This is a genomic window from Methylobacterium sp. NPDC097929 (genome assembly GCF_049543375.1).
Classification (GTDB): domain Bacteria; phylum Pseudomonadota; class Alphaproteobacteria; order Rhizobiales; family Beijerinckiaceae; genus Methylobacterium.
The window spans coordinates 1-17,826 of the sequence record NZ_JBMVEP010000025.1 but is presented as its reverse complement, the minus strand read 5'-3'; the positions used below and the strand labels follow the sequence as shown (position 1 = coordinate 17,826).

The 17,826-nt window shown below is 69.4% G+C and carries 17 protein-coding genes and 2 pseudogenes; 14 read left to right on the top strand and 5 right to left on the bottom strand.

Annotation, left to right across the window (positions count from 1 at the left end; genetic code table 11):
• Window positions 1-253 precede the first annotated feature (253 nt).
• Together ACPCJR_RS25790 and ACPCJR_RS25785 are read left to right on the top strand one after the other, a co-directional pair.
• Window positions 254-1,423, top strand: coding sequence for an outer membrane beta-barrel protein (locus ACPCJR_RS25790; RefSeq protein WP_391516343.1), 1,170 nt, complete (start codon window positions 254-256; stop codon window positions 1,421-1,423).
• Window positions 1,424-1,538: 115 nt separating this feature from the next.
• Window positions 1,539-1,655 (top strand): annotated as a pseudogene (locus tag ACPCJR_RS25785) (IS3 family transposase); the annotation flags it as partial.
• Window positions 1,656-2,141: 486 nt separating this feature from the next.
• Here ACPCJR_RS25785 and ACPCJR_RS25780 read toward each other — a convergent pair.
• Together ACPCJR_RS25780 and ACPCJR_RS25775 are read right to left on the bottom strand one after the other, a co-directional pair.
• Entirely contained in the window at window positions 2,142-2,516 is a 375-nt protein-coding gene (locus tag ACPCJR_RS25780) for a DUF4440 domain-containing protein (protein WP_391516322.1), read from the bottom strand.
• Between the two features lie 484 nt (window positions 2,517-3,000).
• On the bottom strand, window positions 3,001-3,228 hold the full coding sequence (locus tag ACPCJR_RS25775; protein WP_391516321.1) for a hypothetical protein: 228 nt from the start codon (window positions 3,226-3,228) through the stop codon (window positions 3,001-3,003).
• A gap of 770 nt (window positions 3,229-3,998) precedes the next feature.
• Here ACPCJR_RS25775 and ACPCJR_RS25770 point away from each other — a divergent pair.
• Genes ACPCJR_RS25770 through ACPCJR_RS25750 form a run of 5 tightly spaced genes read left to right on the top strand, consistent with a single transcriptional unit; the run spans window position 3,999 to window position 8,928 of the window.
• Window positions 3,999-6,356 (top strand): TonB-dependent siderophore receptor, encoded by a 2,358-nt coding sequence (locus tag ACPCJR_RS25770; protein WP_391516319.1) that lies wholly within the window; start codon window positions 3,999-4,001, stop codon window positions 6,354-6,356.
• 9 nt (window positions 6,357-6,365) lie between these two features.
• Entirely contained in the window at window positions 6,366-6,671 is a 306-nt protein-coding gene (locus tag ACPCJR_RS25765) for an iron transporter (RefSeq protein ID WP_391516317.1), read from the top strand.
• Window positions 6,668-8,281: a PepSY-associated TM helix domain-containing protein gene (locus tag ACPCJR_RS25760; protein ID WP_391516315.1), complete on the top strand. Its 1,614-nt coding sequence runs from the start codon at window positions 6,668-6,670 to the stop codon at window positions 8,279-8,281. The genes ACPCJR_RS25765 and ACPCJR_RS25760 overlap by 4 nt, the downstream gene beginning before the upstream one ends.
• A complete protein-coding gene (locus tag ACPCJR_RS25755; RefSeq protein WP_391516314.1) occupies window positions 8,278-8,628 on the top strand; it encodes a DUF3325 domain-containing protein in 351 nt (116 codons plus the stop codon). Before ACPCJR_RS25760 ends, ACPCJR_RS25755 begins: the two co-directional genes overlap by 4 nt.
• A gap of 6 nt (window positions 8,629-8,634) precedes the next feature.
• Window positions 8,635-8,928, top strand: a complete 294-nt coding sequence (locus ACPCJR_RS25750; RefSeq protein WP_391516313.1) for a hypothetical protein — start codon at window positions 8,635-8,637, stop codon at window positions 8,926-8,928.
• Window positions 8,929-9,218: 290 nt separating this feature from the next.
• On the opposite strand, the gene ACPCJR_RS25745 is transcribed toward ACPCJR_RS25750, so the two are convergent.
• Complete coding sequence (locus ACPCJR_RS25745; RefSeq protein ID WP_391516311.1) at window positions 9,219-9,857, bottom strand: thermonuclease family protein; 639 nt, start codon at window positions 9,855-9,857, stop codon at window positions 9,219-9,221.
• Window positions 9,858-10,008: 151 nt separating this feature from the next.
• Here ACPCJR_RS25745 and ACPCJR_RS25740 point away from each other — a divergent pair, with 151 nt between their 5' ends.
• From ACPCJR_RS25740 to ACPCJR_RS25730, 3 genes are all read left to right on the top strand, one after another.
• A complete protein-coding gene (locus ACPCJR_RS25740; RefSeq protein ID WP_391516309.1) occupies window positions 10,009-10,329 on the top strand; it encodes a PepSY domain-containing protein in 321 nt (106 codons plus the stop codon).
• A 66-nt stretch (window positions 10,330-10,395) separates the two neighbouring features.
• Window positions 10,396-11,070 carry a response regulator transcription factor gene (locus tag ACPCJR_RS25735; protein WP_110352388.1) on the top strand — a complete coding sequence of 225 codons (675 nt, stop codon included), beginning with the start codon at window positions 10,396-10,398 and terminating at the stop codon, window positions 11,068-11,070.
• The gene (locus tag ACPCJR_RS25730) at window positions 11,067-12,422 is read left to right on the top strand and encodes a sensor histidine kinase (RefSeq protein WP_391516307.1); all 1,356 of its coding nucleotides are present in this window, start codon (window positions 11,067-11,069) and stop codon (window positions 12,420-12,422) included. Before ACPCJR_RS25735 ends, ACPCJR_RS25730 begins: the two co-directional genes overlap by 4 nt.
• Window positions 12,423-12,441: 19 nt before the next feature.
• Here ACPCJR_RS25730 and ACPCJR_RS25725 read toward each other — a convergent pair whose 3' ends face one another.
• Entirely contained in the window at window positions 12,442-12,831 is a 390-nt protein-coding gene (locus ACPCJR_RS25725) for a response regulator (protein ID WP_391516305.1), read from the bottom strand.
• 373 nt (window positions 12,832-13,204) lie between these two features.
• Here ACPCJR_RS25725 and kaiC point away from each other — a divergent pair, with 373 nt between their 5' ends.
• Genes kaiC through ACPCJR_RS25705 form a run of 4 tightly spaced genes read left to right on the top strand, consistent with a single transcriptional unit; the run spans window position 13,205 to window position 17,356 of the window.
• Window positions 13,205-14,923 (top strand): circadian clock protein KaiC, encoded by a 1,719-nt coding sequence (gene kaiC, locus ACPCJR_RS25720; protein WP_391516303.1) that lies wholly within the window; start codon window positions 13,205-13,207, stop codon window positions 14,921-14,923.
• Window positions 14,920-15,264, top strand: coding sequence for a circadian clock KaiB family protein (locus ACPCJR_RS25715; protein WP_391516301.1), 345 nt, complete (start codon window positions 14,920-14,922; stop codon window positions 15,262-15,264). Before kaiC ends, ACPCJR_RS25715 begins: the two co-directional genes overlap by 4 nt.
• Window positions 15,261-15,584 carry a circadian clock KaiB family protein gene (locus tag ACPCJR_RS25710; protein ID WP_391516300.1) on the top strand — a complete coding sequence of 108 codons (324 nt, stop codon included), beginning with the start codon at window positions 15,261-15,263 and terminating at the stop codon, window positions 15,582-15,584. Before ACPCJR_RS25715 ends, ACPCJR_RS25710 begins: the two co-directional genes overlap by 4 nt.
• The gene (locus tag ACPCJR_RS25705) at window positions 15,581-17,356 is read left to right on the top strand and encodes a PAS domain-containing sensor histidine kinase (RefSeq protein WP_391516298.1); all 1,776 of its coding nucleotides are present in this window, start codon (window positions 15,581-15,583) and stop codon (window positions 17,354-17,356) included. The genes ACPCJR_RS25710 and ACPCJR_RS25705 overlap by 4 nt, the downstream gene beginning before the upstream one ends.
• Window positions 17,357-17,607: 251 nt before the next feature.
• Here the strand turns inward: ACPCJR_RS25705 and ACPCJR_RS25700 are convergent.
• A pseudogene (locus ACPCJR_RS25700) lies at window positions 17,608-17,826 on the bottom strand (IS630 family transposase); the annotation flags it as partial.

Genomic DNA, 17,826 nt, shown 5'->3' with positions numbered 1-17,826 from the left:
TTGCATATAGGAATATCAGTCAGATTATAAAGTTATAAATCAAGGCCTGAATTTTGATTTTTGATGATCATCGCTCAGTAAAGTGCTGGTGCTATGCGTCTGGTCGACATGGAAGTGCGCTCGAGGCGTGCTCGAAGAGTGTCGTCTGACTGACAAAATAGGGGATCTGGTCCAAATGACAGTTCGGAAAACACTGTGTGTCACAACCGGGACACTCTTCCTCCTCTTCGGCGGGTCTGCTCTCGCGGCGGACATGTCGGCTGTGTCGCCCCCGCCACCTGACCAGGAACACTGCAAGGCCGCGATCTCGACCCCGACCTTCGGCGGCCTCATCAAGGCCAATCCGAACCCGGCCTGCTTCGTCACCGGTATCGGCGACATCTATGTCGGCGGCGCGATCACCGGCTTCGCCTACACCCAGACCAACGCCTTCAGCGTTCCATCCCCGGGCGGTGAGCAGGACCGCTTCGGCCGCGTCGACTTCACCAACCTGCAGGGTTGGTTCCAGAAGGTGGATGGTCCGCTGCAGTACTACGTCCATACTGGCCTGTACTCCTTCCCTGCACTCGGCCTGCCCCTTTACTCGTCCTTCGAACAGACGGACCTGTTGTTCGGTCCAATTCCAGCAGCCTTCGGCAAGTGGCAGATCAACGACGAGTGGTCGATCCAGGCCGGCCGGATGTTCACCAACATCGGCTCCGAGCTGCTGTTCTCCTATCAGAACCTGAACATCTCCCGCGGTCTGGTCTTCAACCAGGAGAACTTCATCAACCACGGCGTCCAGGTGAACTACGCCAGCGGCCCCTTCGCGGCGGCGCTCGCGGTGACCGACGGCTTCTACTCCGGAGAGCTGAATTGGGTGACGGGCTTTGCCACCTACAAGCTCGACGACTCGAACACGATCGGTATCAACGGCGGCACGCACTTCGCCGATTTCGACGCCTCGACCCGCAGCCCGCGCTTCCAGTTCGCGACGATCAACTCGCTGCAGAACAGCAGCATCCTCAGCGTGAACTATACCTACGCCAACGGCCCGTGGATTATTGCGCCGTACCTTCAGTACACCACCGTCGATCGCAAGGATAACTACTTCTCCCCGATCACCGGCGGCGAAACGTGGGGCGGTGCGATCCTGGCCGGCTACGCCTTCACCGAGAATTTCGGCTTGGCCGGCCGTGTCGAGTACATCGCTCAATCGGGAACGCGGAACAACACCTTGAGCGCGACCAGCCTCTTGTACGGCCCGGGCAGCTCGGCCTTTTCCTTCACCATTACGCCGACCTTCACCTGGGACCGCTACTTCGTCCGCGGCGAGTTCGCAACCGTCCAGGCCTACGACGTGACCCCCGGCTTCGGCTTCGGCCGCGACGGAAGCAAGCGGTCGCAGGAGCGCTACCTGCTCGAGACCGGCTTCACCTTCTGAAGGCCGCGTCAATGCGCCGGCCGGAATTACACCTGCTTTGGCGCGAGGGATCGCCGAACTGGCGCACCGTCTCGCGCAGAGCGTCCGTCATACGACGGAGGCGACCTGCCCGTGCTCGGACGACGGCACCAAGTTGACCTCGCACGCCATCCTGCGCTGGCAGGAGAAGCGTGCGGTCGAGTGGCACGACATCGCGCCTGGCAAGCCGCAGCAGAGCGGTTTTGTCGAGAGCCTGATGTGACGCCGGCCGATGGTGTGCGCATCTGGGACTTCCGCCCACCGCGTCTTTGGCGTGCTGTATGAGAATGGATGAGGGCTCTATAGGCATCCAAACCGGGTTGCGATGCTCGTTGCATTGCGCTTCTCGCCATGGGCTATCGCTGCGGGGCGCGGAGGTGGTACACGGGGGAGCCGAATCGCAGACGTGACACGAGCAGCATCAATAGCTTAGAGAGGCCTTCGGCGCTGGCTGAGTATCCTGGCGCCTCAGCCATTCTCTTCCGGGCGCATTCGCTTCTAAGCAACTGCCGAAGATCCATCGGGCCGGAGTAATTGGGCTCGCGTGGCGCAATTTGGTTCGTCACCGCAGGGGGCGGACGCCCGAGTCACCCTGCGCCCGCCTTGCTGATCGCCGGGCGCGATGTCGGCAGCGACGGCTCACTCCCCACTCGGCAACCTCAAGGCCTGACGGCCTGCGGACGATTACCGGTGAGGCGCATCACGCCTCTTCCTCGACGACGGGCGCCAGGATGCGCGGGGTCTGCTGATGCTGCACGACGCGCCACTCTTCGTGCGCCAGCCGGCGATAGGTCGAGGTGCAATGGGCCTCGTAGGTCTCGTCGTCCCGGCTGGCCTTCACCGTGTAGGCGATGACGATCAGGCCCTCCTGCGGCCGCGCGATCCGTCCGTCCTCCAGGCTGGCATCCGTCCAGCGCGGCGTGTTCGCCACAGCCTCGATCGCCTGCCGTCCGCCGTAGACGTAGGGCGGTTGCGGTAGGGCCATCAGGCACTCGTCGTCGACCAGGGTGCGGTAATGGTCCGCATCACCAACCCAAAGGCTTTTCTCGAACGACCAAACGCGATCATCGTCCACGGCGTTTCTCCTCCGGTTCTCGTCGTGTCGAGAGAAGATGGCACGGGCAGGATCGTTCCTGAGCTGCGGCGGGATCGACCGCGCGCGATTGCCGCCGGGCGGACAGGCGCGCCGGCACCGCAACGGCAGCTCCGCGACATCGAAAAGAAAGCCGCGAATCGAGGGGGCCTCTCAGCCCTGTCGGCCGCTGCACCGGGCGACGGTAACGCGGCCGTTCCGCCTGCGTTCTCCGCGCCGGCCGCAGGGCAGCCATGCCGGTCTAGGTCTGCGAGGAGAAAGGCGAACTTCGTGGCTCAGGTGCCATGTTGCTGCCGCAATTGCGCACAAGTCGGTGGCGCACAATCATTCTCTGGTCGTCTCAATCTCCATGCTCACCAAGCACGCGCGCCTCTTTGCCGGCATCGGCTTCGTCGTTCTGTCGTACGGGCTTTGGGCCGCGGCCTGTCTGCGGGCCGAGCGGGTTCTCTGGTGGTGAAGGCGGCCTCTATCCACTGCGCCGGGCGGCGGCGTAGGCGCCGATGAGGAAACCGCCCTGCAGGGCCGAGAGGTAGGCGAACAGCATGAGGAGATCGACCGCGGTGATCTCCTGATGGGTGATCTTCGTCGCCAGCCAGACCAGTGAGACGAGGAAGCTGGCGGCCGTCACGGCAGCGAGCCGTAGGAAGCATCCGACGGCGAACCCCGCCAAGATCAGAACGCAGAGTGTCAGCATGATAGGGTCCTTGACGAGGCGGGCAGCCCCCCTTCCTTCTTCGTCGAGCGCTGCGGATCTCCCTGGCCGTCAGCGCAATGACAGGTTGCTCCATCCTGGAACTTAGATCGCCCGCCTGCCGAAGAAAGCGTCTTCGCGCGAAAACACCTTGCCGGATTCCGGGAAAATCTATCCACAGCCGATCATGATCTATTGAACGCTGCCCGATCAGCGTCCTCGCATCGCCAATTCTAACGATCAACGCCGCTATCGGCGGCCTGGATTCGGGACATCTCTCAAGCGCCGGAGGCGGGCGAGCGAACTTGGCTCCTTGCCCCTCCGGTTATCCGCCTTCCGCACGGATCGGCGAGACGACGCCCATGGCGGCCTTGCCGGCGCATGACGCTCGAACGCTCTGCAAACGAAGGACAATCCAGCCACCTTGGGCCTGGCCGCAGGCACGACGGGGATGCGGAGGGCGGGTCGATGAATGGGCCGATCACCCCGCCTTCCCAGGCGCTTCGGCAGATCGAGCGAACTCGGGACCGGCGCCGCCTCGCAGCGCATTGTCCCGCCGCCGAGCGATTGCATCAAGGAATTCTGTTCGAGAATTCAACCAGGGCTTGGATCTGTCGTAATATATCTTTTGATATATCCGTCTTCGTTTGAATTGTAATCGTTATAAAACATAGTTCTTGCATGCATCATTCGATTTTTGCCATACGGCTGGCGGAGTATCGTCGTGATACGCCTGCTTTTACATCATAAAACAAGATAAAGTCTTGGGTGTCATGTTTGAAGATCGTGCCGTCTCCACTCAGCCGGCTCCGTCTGCGGCCCGGTTCTCCCGTCTGCTGACGTCGACGATCCTGTCCGGCACGGTCCTGTGCGGCGCCGTCCTGCCGGTCTCGGCGCAGCCTGTCGCCGACGCTGCCGTCGAGCTGTCCGAACTGAGCGTGACCGGCGAGGGCCGCGGCTTGACGCTCGGCGGCGCGCTCTACGGTCCCGGCGGCGCCCAGGGCGCGGTTCCGGGCTACGTCGCCAGCCGCAGCATCGTCGCGACCAAGACCGACACGCCGATCCTGGAGACCGCCCAGTCGATCTCCGTCATCGGCCGCAAGCAGATCGAGGACCAGAACGCGCTCAGCATCAACCAGGCCCTGCGCTACACCCCGAGCGTCACCACCGAGCAGCGCGGCGGCGCCGGCTCGACCCGCCTGGAACAGTTCCTGATCCGCGGCTTCAACGCGCCGGTCTTCCTCGACGGCATGGCGCTGCTTGGCGGGCGCGACGCCAACGCCACGATCGATCCCTACCGGCTCGAGCGCATCGACGTCATCAAGGGCCCGGCCTCGGTGCTCTACGGGCAGTCGGGCCCCGGCGGCATCGTCAACCTCGTGTCGAAGGTGCCGCAATTCGTCCGGCACGGCGAGGTCTTCGTTCAGGGCGGTGGTTTCAGCGAGGTGCGCGGCGGCGTCGATGTCGGCGGTCCGATCCACTCCGACGTGCCCTGGCTTGCCGACCAGTTCGCCTACCGCATCGTCGGCTTCGGCTGGAACGGCGACGGTCCCGTGGACACGACGCGGGTCGAGCGGGCGCTGATCAACCCGAGCCTGACCTGGCGGCCCTCCGCCGACACCCAGCTCACGATCATCGGCAACTACCAGCGCGACCCGTTCTCGGGCTTCTACGGCGGCTTCCCGGCGGTGGGCACGGTGTTCCCGCGCAACTTCGGCAACGGCATCATCGGCCGCCTGCCGGTGAACTTCTACGACGGCGACCGCGGCATCGAGCGCTCCGACCGGACCCAGGCCTCGATCGAGTACCTGTTCGATCACCGCTTCAGCGAGAACCTGCGCTTCCACTCGGCGGGGCGCTACCTGCGCACGCAGGGCGACTACCGCAGCGTCTACAGCGCCTTCAACCCCGACAACGGACCCTTCGCCACCGGCCCGCTGATCCCGCGTGCGGTCATCGGCACCAACGTGGCGGCGGAAGCCTACACGATGGACAGCAACTTCGTCGCCAACTTCGACACCGGCTTCATCGCCCACACCGCGCTGCTCGGCGTCGACCACCGCACCTTCAGCACGCGCACGAGCGGAACCCCGTTCCCGACCGCCCCAAGCCTGAACGTCCTGACGCCGAACTACGAGATGAACATCCCGTTCCCGGCCTTCAACACGGTCTCGCGGGTCGATGCGCAGCAGACGGGCGTTTACTTCCAAGACCAGATGAAGTTCGACCGCCTCGTGCTGACGCTGGGCGGGCGCTACGACGTGGCGCGCCAGACCGGGCCGACCCGCTCCTTCGCCACCAACGGCACCAGCACTCTGACGCTCCAGAACGCGCCGGCCGACGCCTTCACCGGCCGGGCGAGCCTGCTCTACCTGTTCGATTCGGGCGTGGCGCCGTACGTGTCCTACAGCCAAGCCTTCGAGCCGATCGTGGCCGGCCGCGTATTCGACACGGCCTTCGGCACCGTCGGCCGCGTGCCCGATCCGCAATCGAGCGACCAGTACGAGGCCGGCATCAAGTATCAGCCGCCCGGTACCGACATCCTGCTCACCGCCGCCTTCTTCGACATCCGACAGTCGAACCGCACGACCGCGGACCCGGCGCGCCAGGGCTTCGTCGTCCAGACCGGTCAGGTCGGCGTGCAGGGCGTCGAGTTCGAGGCGCGGGCGAACCTCACCGAGGGCGTCACCCTGATCGGCGGCTTCTCGCTCCTCGACATCCGCAACGTCCGGGACGACGGCCGAACCGCCAACGACCTGACCCCCGGTCAGACGGTGCTGCTCCAGGGCCGCAGCCCGGTTCTGGTGCCGGATTCCACCGCCTCGCTGCTCGCGACCTATCGCTTCAACGAGGGACCGCTTCTGGGTCTCGAAGTCGGCGGCGGCGTGCGCTACCTCGGACCGTCCTGGGGTGATGCGGCCAACACCTTCAAGGTGCCGGCGAGCGTGCTCGTCGATGCCACGCTGAACTACGACCTGAAGTACCTCGATGCGACGCTTCAGGGCTTCTCGATGCAGCTGAACGCCACCAACCTCCTCGACGAAAAATACGTCAGCGGCTGCAACGGCTACACCAGCTGCTATTACGGACTGCCTCAGACCGTCTATGCAACCCTGCGCTACCGCTGGTAAGGGGCCGGCATGGCTTCGCATGTCGGGACGACGCCGCTGAAGGAACGGGCCGCCGTGGCCGCCCGGGTCGTTCTGGCGGCCGGGGGCGGCTACGGGATCGCCGCGCTCGCGACCGCGCTCCTGTCGCTGACGCTGCCGCTGCCGCGCTCGGAGGCGGTCGCGGCGGCGACGCTCGTCAGCTTCGCGCTGATGGCCGGGATCGTGGTGCTCGTCTTCGCGATGCGCACGCTGCTGCGGGCGACCGTGACGCTCGCCCTCACGGCCCTGGCTCTCAGCACTGGTCTGTGGCTCGTGATGCGGGGAGTCGCACCATGACGGGAAGTTTCCGCCAGTCCATGGCGTGGCTGCACACGTGGTCCGGCCTCATCGTCGGCTGGGTGCTGTTCGCCATCTTCGTCACCGGCACCGCGAGCTACTACCGGGCCGACATCTCCCGCTGGATGCGGCCCGAACTCGTCCGCGCCGAGCCCCTGGACGGCGCGGGCCTCGCGGCCTCCGCCGAGCGCGCCGTGACCTACCTCAAGGAGCACGCGCCCAAGGCCCGGACTTGGTTCATCGGCCTGCCCCAGCCCGATCACCCGGTGCTCGACCTGTTCTGGCGCACCCGGCCGGGCGAGCCGCCGGGCCACGTCACCCTCGATCCGAAGACCGGCGCCGAGGCCGCGGTGCGGGACACCAAGGGCGGCGATTTCCTCTATCGCTTCCATTTCGAGCTGCACATGCCCCCGCTCTGGGGGCGCTGGGTCGTCGGCATCTGCGCGATGATCATGCTGGTGGCGTTGATCTCCGGCATCGTGATCCACAAGCGGATCTTCGCCGACTTCTTCACCTTCCGGCGGGACAAGGCGCCGCGGCGCAGCTTCCTCGACGCGCACAACGTCACCGGCGTGCTGGCGCTGCCGTTCCACCTGATGATCACCTACACGGGCATCATCACGCTCGCGACGCTCTACATGCCCTGGGGCGTGACGACCGCCTACAAGGGCGATGCCCAAGCCTTCTTCGTCGAGGCGAACTGGATCACCACGCCGCGCAAGCCCGCGGGGCGGACGGCCGAGATGGCGCCGGTCGGGCCCATCGTCGAGCGCGCGGTCGCGACGTGGCCCGAGCCGCTGGAGCGGCTGACGATCACGAACCACGGGGACGCCAACGCCACCGTGGTCGCGGTGTTCGAGGAACCGCACGGCCTCTCGCACGAGCACCCCCAGATCGCCTTCGACGGGGTCAGCGGCGAGATCCTGGAGACGCGCAACGGCGGCTTGAAGCCCGCGGCCAAGACCTTCACCACCATGACCGGCCTGCACGAGGCGCACTTCGCCGGCCCGGCCCTGCGCATCCTGTTCTTCCTGTGCGGGTTGATGGGCTGCGCCATGGTCGCGACGGGCATCGTGCTGTGGTCGCTCGCGCGCCTGCCGAAGCCCGGCGAGCGCTCCTTCCCCGGCCTGCGCCTCGTCCAGGCGCTCAACGTCGGCAGCATCGCCGGCCTGCCCGCGGCGGTGGCGGTCTACTTCCTCGCCAACCGGCTGCTGCCGGTGGATCTCGCGGGCCGCGAGGATTGGGAGATCCGCGCCTTCTTCGGCGCCTGGATTCTCGCCGCCCTGGTGCCGCTCGCCCGCCCGCAGCGCCGGGCCTGGTGCGAGGGCTTGGCGGCGGTGGCGCTGCTGTGCCTCGCGGTGGTCGCGGCCGACATCCTCACGATCCCCGGACATCCACTGCGCGCCTCCGGCGGCGACCCGCTGTTCCTGTGGTTCGACGGGGCGATGCTGGTTCTGGCGGGTCTGTTCGCGGTCGCGTCGCGAAAAGTCCTGCGCTACGAGGCGCCCCGGCGCGAGCGGAGCGCGCGGTCGGAGCGGGCGCCCGCCCCCTCCTCGGTCCCCTCCCCTGCCCGCTCGCCCGCGCGGCACACGGAGCCGACGCACGCATGACGCCCCTCGTCCTCGCCGTGAATCTGGGCCTCAGCTTCGCGGGCCTGACCGCGCTCTGCCTCAGCCTGAACCGGCACCACGCCGAGATCTTCGACCGGCGGGCGGAGCGCAGGGCGGTGCTCCGGCTGCGCGCCTTCGGCTGGGCCGCCCTCGCCGTCTCCCTGTTCGTGGCCGGCGCCTGGGAGGGCTGGGCCTTCGGGCCCGTGCAGTGGTTCGGCGCGCTGACCGGGGCGGCGGTCGGGCTCGTGCTGCTCCTGTCCTACCGGCCGCGCTACGTCGCGCCCGCGGCCCTGACCGCGCTCCTCGTCGCGGCCGTGCCCCTGGCCGTGCTCGCCGCCGCGTCCTGACCACCGATGATTGCGCTCGCGCCGGCTCGGGCGCTGGCCCTCGCGAGCCGTCTTCTGGTGGAGAAAGGGTTCTGCGAGGTCGCCCGCAACGAGCGCGGCGACAGCCTCTATCTCGCCCGAGGCGAGGGTCGGGAGCGGCTGCGGCTCTCCAACCACGCCCGCACCCCGAAGCAGCGGCGGGTTCATCCTGAGGTGATGGCGAGCCTCGTGATCCGCACGCCGAAGACCGAGGCGCAGGTCGCCGCGATGGTCGGGGCGGCCCTGCGCGACTTCGCGGCCGGGCTGGCCCGGCGGGCTTGAGACCCGTTTGATTGGCGATGGCAGAACCGCAAGCGGTTTTGTTCACCCTCGCCCGCGACCTCCTTTTGAGGCGCCGCTCGCAGCAGCCTCGAAGGAGGGCCCCGGTGCTCCCTGGAACCCTCCTTCGAGGCTTCCGCTTTGCTCCGGCACCTCGGGATGAGGTCGCGAGTGGAGTCGAGCCACAGCATCTGACAACGTGCCTGGGCGCGGACGGCCTGCGCTCTCGTGCTCCGAACGCAGCGGACTCTCGTGAGAGACACGCAACCGGTCGAGTTGCACAAGTTCTTCGATCAAAGACCCGCATTCGCCCCGCGCAGACGCCGACGCTCCGAGGGCAGCTCGAACACGCCCGACCACAGGCCGAGGCGGCGGCCCCAGGCGCGGCGGTCCTGGTCGGTGTAGTCGGCCGAGACGCTGCGGTCGGCCACGGCGTAGCCGTTGGCGACCATCCAGGCGGCGAGATCCTCCTCCCCAAGCCGGCACAGCACGGTGGCGGTGCCGTCCGCGCCGCCGCGCGGCTCGCAGGCGAGGGGCGCGGCGCCGATCCGCGCCGCCAGGGCCGCCGCCGCGACGCGTCCGCAGGCATAGCCGCGCTCGTGCCCGTCGTAGCAGGTCTGGTCGATCTCCGGCGCGTCGATGCCGTGCAGCCGCAGGCGCCGGCCGCCGATCTCGAGGGTGGCGCCGTCGATCACGTGGGCGGGGCCGCCGACCCCTTGGGACACGGAATGCGACACGGGTTCGGCCGCGCGGGCCGGGCTGCCTGCCACCATGCCTGCCCCCACGAGGGCCAGGGTGGGGACGAGGAGTGCCCCGAGGAGACGCCGGGGGCCCTGCCCTTCCGAGGGGTTGTCCTGGGAAGAACGCGAGCTGGCGATGGTGCCGACGAGGCAGGCGGCGTAGATCAGGAGGATGGTGGCGGTGAGCGACATCGAAGGGAACCTCGCGGGAGGGGCGTGGGCGGCGCGCCGGCCGTGGCCGCTGCGTCGTCGATGCCGCCTTGTCGCCGAGGCCTCCCCGCACCGGCCTGACGCCGCCCGTCAGCGTCCTGTCAGCGGGACGCGCGCAGACCCGTCGCGTCGCATGTCACGCCTCGCCCCCCGCCTCCTCGCCCTCGCCCTCGCGGCCCTGCCGCCGGTCCTCGGCGCGGCCGGGCCGGTCCGCGCCGACGACGACGGCGAGCGGGCGCGCCGCGCCCTGGAGCGGGGCGAGATCCGGCCTCTCGACGCCGTGCTGGCCGCCGCCCGCGCCGCGGTGCCCGGCGACGTGGTGGCGCTCGACCTCAAGCGCGACGATGGGCGCTGGCTCTACAAGCTGCGCATCCTGAGCCCCGATGGCCGGCGGCGGGACGTGAAGATCGATGCCAGCTCGCTGAAGGTTCTCGACGTGGACGACGATGATTGAGGCCGCGACCCGAAGGGCGATCGCCGGCTTCCGGGCGGAGCCGGGCGCGGAGCGGGAGGCGGCCCCATGCGCATCCTCGTCGTAGAGGACGAGCCGCGCATCGCCGCGGACGTGCGGGAGGGATTGGAGCGGGCCGGCTACGTCGCGGAGGTCGTCGGTGACGGCGAGGCGGCGTGGTTCCGGGCCGAGACCGAGACCTACGATGCCATGGTGCTCGACCTCGGCTTGCCGCGCCTCGACGGTCTCGGCGTGCTGCGCCGCCTGCGCGCGGCGGACGTGGCCCTTCCGGTGCTGATCCTCACCGCCCGCGACGGCTGGCGCGAGCGCGTCGAGGGGATCGATGCCGGCGCCGACGACTACCTCCAGAAGCCGTTCCGGATGGAGGAACTGGTGGCGCGGCTGCGGGCCATCCTGCGCCGTACCGCCGGCCACGCCTCCCCCCTGCTGCGGGCCGGCGCGGTCGAACTCGACACCCGCACCCGCGCCGTCTCGGTGGCGGGCCGCGAGATCGACCTCACGGCGCTGGAATACCGCCTTCTCGCCTTCCTGCTGCACCGTCAGGGGCAGGTCGTGCCGGCGGGCGAACTGCTCGACCATCTCCACGGCAGCGACAGCGACCGCGAGGCCAACGCGCTGGAGGCCCTGCTGACCCGGCTGCGGCGCAAGCTCGGGCCCGGCATCGTCGAGACCCGCCGCGGCCACGGCTACCTCGTACCGGCCGACGTGTCCGGCTCTCCGTGAAGCGCGACTCGCTGCGCCTGCGGCTGGGGCTTGCCGCCGCCGGGCTGATCGCCCTGGCGCTCGCGCTGGCGGGTATCGGGCTGACGCTGATCTTCGACCGGGTGCTCGACGCCCGCACCGCTGACGGCCTCGACCGCACGGCGAAGCTGATCGCGGGGCAGGTCGCCCTCGCCCCGGACGGGGCCTTGAGCCTGCCGCGCGAGCCGCCGGATTCCCGCTTCTCGGCCCCCTATGGCGGCCTCTACTGGCAGGTCGAGCGGGCCGACGGGGGAGCGGGCGGCGCCCTGCGCTCGCGCTCGCTCTGGGATCGCGGCCTCGGCACCGTTCCCGACGCGGCCGCGGAGCCCGCCATCGGCGATCTTCCGGGGCCGGATGGCGGCCGGCTCATCGCCGTGACCCGCCGGGTCTCGATCCCGGCGAACGGCGGGACGGCGGCGCTGACCGTCACGGTGGCCGAGGACCGTCGGGATCTCGCCGAGAGCCGCGCCACCTTCCTGCGGCTGCTGGTGCCCTCGCTCGTCGCCCTGTTCGCGGCGCTGACGCTGGCCATGTCGCTGTTCGTGCGCCGGGCGCTCAGTCCCTTCCGGACCCTGCGGGCGGATCTCGCCGCGGTCCATGCCGGGACGCGGGCGCGGCTGCCCGAAACCTTCCCCGAGGAGGTGCGCCCGCTGGTGGCGGATCTCAACCGCCTGCTCGACGCCCAGGAGCGGGATCTGGAACGGGCGCGCACGGGGGCGGGCGACATGGCTCACGGCCTCAAGACGCCGCTCGCGGTGCTCGACGCGCTGGCTCGCCGCACGGCCGCCGCCGATCCGGCGCTCTCGGCGGAGATCGCCGAGCAGGCCCACGCCATGGGTCGGCAGGTAGAGCGCACGCTCGCCCGCGCCCGGGCAGCCGCGGGCGGCCTGCGGCGGCGCACCTGCCCGGTCGCGCCGGTGATCGAGCGGATCGTCGGCGCGCTGAAGCGCCTGCCCGAGGGCGAGGCCCTGCGCTGGGAGATCGCGGCGCCGGACGGCCTCGGCTTTCCCGCTGACGAGGGGGATCTCACCGAGATTCTCGGCAACCTCCTCGACAATGCCCGCAAATGGGCCCACCGCCGCATCCGCGTCTCGGGGCAGGCGGCGGCCGGAGAGGCGTGCCTCGTGCTGGAGGATGACGGGCCGGGCATGAGCGAAGCGGCCATCGCCGGCATCGCCCGTGGGCGCCGCTGGGACGAGAGCCGGCCCGGCACCGGCTTCGGCATCGCGATCGCCCGAGACCTCGTGGAGGCGGCGGGTGTGCAGATGCGCTTCGGCCGCTCCGAACTCGGCGGCCTGCGGGTGGAGTTGCGCTGGCGCCTGCCGCCGCCGTGAAGCCGTTCCGTTCGGGATATCAGGCGGCCCGGGCGAGGGCACCGAGCAGGTCGGAGCGGCAATAGGGCTTCTGCAGGAAGCAGCCGGCATCGGGCAGGTCCCGGCCGGTCGGCCGGACCCGGCCCGAGGTGACGACGAGCCGGATATGCGGCCAGCGCGCCCGCACCCGCTGGGCCAGGGCGAGGCCGTTCATCGAGCCCGGCATGTCGATGTCGGTGAAGAGGGTATCGAAGGCCTGGGCCGTCCCCTCGAGGAGTTGCAGGGCCGCGTCCGCGTCGGATGCCTCGGCCACGGGCAGGCCGGCATCCTCGAGCATGTCCACGGCCACCATGCGCACGAAGCATTCGTCCTCGACGACGAGGATGCGCGGCGTCTCGGAGGCGGTGGAGATCTGGGACTTGCTGGTCATCGGTCAGGCTTGACGGGGTGAGAACGTCGTTGCCTTTCTTAAGGGGCCGGCTCGGATTTGGTTTCAGCGGCGCCGTAGAAGTTTTCAGGAAAATGCACGCGGCCGTGTCGATGGGTCGGATACGCCGAGTCAGGTGCCACGCCCCTGTCGCCCGCTCCGCATTGCCACTCCGGGGGCTTTGCATTACGGGAGCCCGGCTGAACGGGCGCAGATGGCCCGCCGCGACGCGGCTTTAAGACGATCACGCCCCGGCCTTCCCGCTCGCGCCGGGCGCGAGGGCCCGGCCGCCGTATCGCCGCTTCGAGGGCCCGCCGCTGCGTCCGACCGTCCCCGTCGGTCCGCGCCGTGATGATCATCGCCCTGGAGACCCGTCTTGGCGTCTGAGTTCGAGAGCCCGCGCAGGCCTCAATCCGAGGCGGCCCCGGCGACCCTGCCGAAGGTCCCCACCGGCATCGCGGGCTTCGACGCCATCTCCTTCGGCGGCCTGCCGAGGGGGCGCCCCTCGCTGGTCTGCGGCTCGGCGGGCTGCGGCAAGACCTTGTTCGCCACCACCTTCCTCGTCAACGGCGCCACCCGCTTCGACGAGCCCGGCGTGTTCATGAGCTTCGAGGAGCGCGCCGAGGACCTCGTCGCCAACGTTGCCTCCCTCGGCTACGACCTCGACGGTCTGCTGGCGCAGGGCAGGCTCGCCATCGACCACGTGCGGGTCGAGCGCAGCGAGATCGAGGAGACCGGCGACTACGACCTGGAGGGGCTGTTCATCCGGCTCGGCTTCGCGGTGGATTCGATCGGCGCCAAGCGCATCGTGCTCGACACCATCGAGACGCTGTTCGCCGGCTTCAAGGACGAGAGCGTGCTGCGCGCCGAGCTGCGCCGCCTGTTCGGCTGGATCAAGGATCGCGGGCTGACCGCGATCATCACCGGCGAGCGCGGCGACGGCCAGCTCACCCGCCAGGGGTTGGAGGAATACGTCTCCGACTGCGTGGTGCTGCTCGACAACCGCGTCGAGGATCAGATCACCACCCGGCGCCTGCGGGTCGTGAAGTATCGCGGCTCGGCCCACGGCACCAACGAGTATCCGTTCCTGATCGATGCCGACGGCATCAGCGTCCTGCCGGTCACCTCGACCGATCTCGACTACGCGCTCCCCGAAGGCGTGGTGCCCACCGGCATCGCGGGCCTCGACGCGATGCTCGACCCCGGCGGCTTCCATCGCGGCAGCAGCATCCTGATCTCGGGCGAGGCCGGGACCGGCAAGACGATGATCGCCGCGAGCATGCTCGACGCGGCCTGCGTCCGGGGCGAGCGCTGCATGGCCTTCGTCTTCGAGGAGAGCGGCGACCAGATCTGCCGCAACGCCCGATCCATCGGCCTCGACCTCGCCCGCCACGTCGCGTCTAGCCGGCTGCGGTTCGAGGCGGCGCGCCCGAGCCTCTACGGCCTGGAGATGCACCTCGCGCGCATGCACCGGGACATCGATCGCTTCGCGCCCTCTCTCGTGGTGATCGATCCGCTCTCCGCGCTGAGAGGGCCCGCGGTCGAGCTTCAGGCGACGATGCTGCGCATGGTCGACATGCTCAAGAGCCGCGGCATCACCGCCCTGTTCACCAGCCTGCGCGAGGACGGGGAGCTCGACGCCAACAGCAGCATCGGCGTCTCCTCGCTGATGGATGCCTGGATCCGCCTCCTCAACATCGAGTCCAACGGCGAGCGCACGCGTACGCTCTACGTCATCAAGGCGCGGGGCATGCGCCACTCGAACCAAGTGCGCGAATTCGTGATGTCGGGCGACGGCATCGCGCTCATCGATGCGTATATCGGTCCGGCGGGCGTGCTCACGGGCACGGCCCGGGTGGTGCAGGAGGCCGAGGAGGCCGCCGCCGCCCTGCGTCGGGAGCAGGAGAACCGCCGCCGCAGGCGCGAGGCGGCGCAGCGGCGCCACTCCCTGGAGCGGCAGATCGCGGAGTTACGGGCCACTCTGGAGGCCGCGGAGGAGGAAGAGGCGGTGCTCCTGAGCGAGGACGAGCTGCGTGCGACGATGCGGGCGAGCGAGCGGGACACCCTCGTCGCCCGCCGGGGAGGCGTGAAATGAGCGGGCTCGAACCGACGGGCGACGATTCCGAGGCCGGCGCGGATGCCGCGGACGAGGGGCTGTACCATCTGCGCCTCTACGTGGCCGGGCAGACCGCCAAGTCGCTGGCGGCGATGGCGAACCTGAAGCGCTTCTGCGAGGAGCACCTCGCCGGCCGCTACGACATCGAGGTGATCGACCTGATGAAGAACCCGCAGCTCGCCGCGGGTGATCAGATCCTGGCGATTCCGACCCTGGTGCGCCGCCTGCCCTCCCCGCTCAAGCGCATCATCGGCGATCTCTCCAACACCGAGAAGGTGCTCGTCGGCCTCGACATCCGGCCGAGGGCGGATCAGCCTTGAGCGCGGACGCGGCCCCGGAGGACGGGCCTGCCGGCCCTCTCCGCCTGCGCCTCTACGTGGCCGGCACCTCGTTGCGCTCGACGCGCACCATCGACAGCGTGCGCCGCCTGTGCGAGCAGCGGCTCGGCGGGCTGGGCGACCTCGAAGTCGTCGACATCTACCAGCAATCGCAGCTCGCGGGCGCCGACGGCGTCGTGGCGGCGCCGACCCTGGTGCGGCTGAGCCCCCTGCCCGCCCGGCGCCTCGCGGGCGACCTCAGCGACGAGCGCCGCATCCTCGAGGGGCTGGGATTGCAGGACTTCGTGCGGGAGCACCGATGAGCGCCGAATCCGCCTCCGCATCCGTCCCTTCCGACCTCGCCGGGGCCGAGGCGCGCATCCGCGAGCTGGAGACGCGGCTGGAGGAGGTCGAGGAAACCCTCTCGGCGATCCGCCGGGGCGATTTCGACGCCATCGTGGTCGAGGGCCCGTCCGGCGAGCGGCTGGTCTACACCCTGGAGAATGCCGATCGTCCCTACCGGGTGCTGATCGAGCAGATCCAGGAGGGTGCCTTCACTCTCGGGCCGGACGGGGCGCTGCTCTACTGCAACCGGCGGCTGGCCGAGGCGCTGGGGCTGCGCCAGGAGCGGCTGATCGGCCAGAAGCTGGCAAGCTTCGCCGCCGAGGGCCAGGGCGCGGCGCTGGCCGCCCTGGTGGAGCAGGCCGCGCAGGGGCCGGCCCGGGGCGAGATCGCGCTGCGCGACGAGGCCGGCATCGAGCGCCCGGTCTACCTGTCCCTCAACCGGCTGGACGGCAGCGGCGACACGCTGCTGCTCTGCGGCGTGCTCACCGACCTCACGGCGGAGCGGCGGCGCCTGAGCGAACTCGCCGAGACCAACGAGCGCCTGCGGGCGGAGGTGGCCGAGCGGGAACGGATCGAGGAGGCCCTGCGCCAGAGTCAGAAGATGGAGGCGGTGGGCCAGCTCACCGGAGGCGTGGCCCACGACTTCAACAACCTGCTGACCGTCATCAAGTCCTCCACCGACCTGCTCAAGCGCCCCGACCTCGCCGAGGAGCGCCGCCGCCGCTACGTCGAGGCGATCTCCGACACCGTGGGGCGCGCGGCCAAGCTCACCGGCCAGCTTCTCGCCTTCGCCCGGCGCCAGGCGCTCAAGCCCGAGGTGTTCGATGTCGGACGCGGCGTCGCCTCGGTGGCCGACATGGTCGGCACGCTGACCGGCGCGCGCATCCAGGTCAAAACCCTGATCGAGCCCTGCTTCGACGCGGCGGGCGAGCCCTTCGCCTGTCTCGTGGAGGCCGATCCGAGCCAGTTCGACACCGCGCTCGTCAACATGGTCGTCAACGCCCGCGACGCCATGGACGGCGAGGGCACGCTGACGATCCGGGTCGGCCATGCCGGCCAGATCCCGGCGCTGCGCACCCATCCGGCGGTGCCCGGCGACTACGTGGCGGTCTCGATCGCCGATACGGGCTCGGGCATCGCGCCCGCCGACCTGCCGCGGATCTTCGAGCCGTTCTTCACCACCAAGGGCGTCGGCCAGGGCACCGGCCTGGGGCTCTCCCAGGTCTTCGGCTTCGCCAAGCAGTCGGGCGGCGACATCGCCGTGGAGAGCGTGCTCGGCCAGGGCACCAGCTTCACCCTGTTCCTGCCCCGGGCCAAGATCGCGCCGACGGTTCCCGAGAGCGCCGACGAGCCGGAGCCGCTGGCCCCCGGTCACGGCACCTGCGTGCTGCTGGTCGAGGACAATCGCGAGGTCGGCGCCTTCGCCACCCAGGCTCTGGCCGAACTCGGCTACGGCACCTTCTGGGCCATGGATGCGGATCAGGCGCTCGCCGAACTCGCCCGCACGCCGGAGCGCTTCGACGTGGTGTTCACCGACGTGGTGATGCCCGGCATGAACGGCGTGGACCTCGCCCGGACGGTCGTCGAGCGCCAGCCCGAGATGCCGATCGTGCTCTCCTCCGGCTACAGCCACGTGCTGGCCGAGGACGGACGCCACGGTTTCCCGCTGCTGCACAAGCCGTACTCGGTAGAGGATCTCTCGCGCATCCTGCGCCGGGCGATCCAGCGGCGCCACGCGCGGGCGAAGTAAACGTCGCTGCGAGCGTTTTCCCTGCTCCCGCAGAGGCTTGACCGGCGGACAAGAAAAAAGGCTCGGATTGCTCCGAGCCTTGAAGGGAAAAGGCCATTGGGGGCTGAACTGGCCTTCGTGATCGGATAATGCGCAAGTGCCCAAGCGGTTCCGCGAAAAAGTTCAAAAAAATCGCGGGCGAATGATTCGTGCCCGACGCGGACCCATCGCGGTGCTGCCGTCGGCGCCGTGCGCAGACGCCTAGTGCTCTGTCATGGCTCTGTTGTGGGGTAGAGTTTGCGGAGCTTGATGCGGGCGTCCTTCGTGGTGAAGCGCCAATCGGCGCCGACGCCCCGGGTGTTGCGGCGCTGCTGCCAAGCAGCGACGTGGCGTTCCAGGGTGTCGCGCCGCGCGATCCGCTCGGGCAGGTCGCGTCGCAGCGCGCTCAACTCGATCTCGGCCATGTTGAGCCAGGAGCCGTGCTTGGGTGT